The 1,933-nt window shown below is 52.5% G+C and carries 1 protein-coding gene; it reads right to left on the bottom strand.

The features are described 5' to 3' along the window. Positions 1-767: 767 nt before the first annotated feature. Positions 768-1,670: a hypothetical protein gene (locus ACT6Y9_RS10700; RefSeq protein WP_443744517.1), complete on the bottom strand. Its 903-nt coding sequence runs from the start codon at positions 1,668-1,670 to the stop codon at positions 768-770. Between the last annotated feature and the right edge of the window lie 263 nt (positions 1,671-1,933).

Raw genomic sequence — 1,933 nt, forward strand, 5'->3', positions numbered from 1 at the left:
GGCGGTGCCGAGCGCACCGGCGGCGAGGAAGCCGCGGCGCGAAAGGGAAGTGTTCTTGAGACGGTTCATATCATTACCTCTTCAAGTGGGGTAGAACCCTCTTCTGGGGCCCTCAAACAATTGAGAGGAATTCTCAGGCAGTGGGGTCCGCCCGGGAGCGCTTGTGTTTGTTAAGAAGCCGACAACTTTCTGATTCGCGTCAGGTGGCAACTCTTTTGGATATTCCAAAAATGAATGGCGATACCTATCAGGTGGTATGCATGCAAAGGAGGCGATGGATTCACGACGCGGTGATCTCCTCTATACGCAGCTCACGACGCATGCCACGGAACCGTCCTGACTGTTCGAGACGGAGGCGTGACGCTCCCGCGCTTTCTGGAGAAGGGTTCGTCAACGCGATTCAGGAAGACTGCGTCCCACGATGCGTTCTGCGCTGATTTCGTCGCCTTCCGTGCGGAGCGGCATGCTTGTCCGCGCTGAAAAGGAAGGAGCGCTCTGAACTGCCGCAGGCGGCGCGGCTCGAATCGACAGAGGCCGGAGTGATGCGGCCCGAATGGATGCGCGAACTCGAAAGGCGCTCAATGGACGGGAAAATAACGCCTGAGGAGTTGCTTGCGGAAGGTAGGACTAGGAAAATGGGGTAAAGCGGCCGTACGAACGGCCAATAAAGAGACAGTGAAGGAAATGCCCATGACCGATGCCGGAAGCCCCTGCCGAAGCGACATCGGTCGGGGCTTTTCTGAAGGCATTTCTATTTTGTCGAGCGATTATAGGTTGAATGAAGGTTGATAGGGCGGAGCTTTGTGCGCTTTGACTTTGTTGAGCTCATACGAAGAAGACAACATTCCGTCCTTTAGGATTTGCTTGATCGTCAGTTCACAGTTAAGCATGTCGCCTGTGCCAAAAGTGGCTTCATGCCTCAAGACGCGAGAAATGAAGTCTTGATCTAAAACGGTAACCATGATGGATTGTCCGTTGTACAGGACGCGCCATTTCCGACCTTGTTTGAAATAGGGCGATTCAACCTGAACCCAGACGCTCACATGATTTTCCGTAAGTAATTGTTCGTCTGGTTCTTTAATGAAATCGGCAACCTCTTCGGAGGTGATGTTAAAAGCTGACTTTTTGTCAGAGAGCTGTATTGAAGTAATTCCTTCATTCTTGAGAGGGCTGACAAACTCCGAGCAGTCACGCTTGACGGATGCATCCTGGAAAACGACATAAGTCGTATTGTTCACGATGATGAATTCGTTGTCGACGTAGATGGCCTTCTGTTCTTTGTCGGGCACCGGCTCTACCTTTGTCATCTCTCTGCCCTTGAGCCACTTTTTCAAAGCAAAGAGCTCCAAGAGGCAGGAGGAGATGGCTATGCCATTGCTCATCGCACTTGCGGATTTTCCGCTGAGAATATCTACGACAGTGTCGAAAATGGATGAGTCGAGAACAAGTTCCACCCCGAAGCTACCTTTTTTAAAGGTCGTTACCGACAAGGAGACCTTGGACTTGTCTGCAAATATTATTTCATTTGCCGTTTCGGCAATGCGGTTGAGGGCCGTAAGCGACTGAGCCAACGTCTGCACAGGGATTCTGTGCTTGTCCAATGCCGGTCCGTCGTAAACCAACAACATCGGCGTGGAGCTCTTCATATCGTCCTGCTTGGTAGAGTTCATTGCGTTTATTTTGGTTTTTACACCCCTGCCATTTTAAATCCTCGAGGGGATTGAGGGGTTGTGGTCTGATCAATTCCCTTGGGTTTCGGCTTGACATCCTCTCCGCCCTGAAGGATAGAGATTCCTTACTGAGTCTTCAAGCTTTTTAGGCGCTTGAAGATCTCTTCGGATAGGGCGATGTGCGGTCCGGCGGTGGCTCTCAGGCGCGGCGGATCGAGGCGGCCAGCCCCGGGGCCCCGGCGTTCCCGGGGTGGGCGTCCTCG

It is taken from the genome of Sutterella sp. (assembly GCF_052272535.1).
Classification (GTDB): domain Bacteria; phylum Pseudomonadota; class Gammaproteobacteria; order Burkholderiales; family Burkholderiaceae_F; genus Sutterella.

Coding starts and splice junctions, on each gene's coding strand:
- ACT6Y9_RS10700 (WP_443744517.1), bottom strand. CDS start 1,670: ATGAACTCTACCAAGCAGGACGATATGAAGAGCTCCACGCCGATGTTG.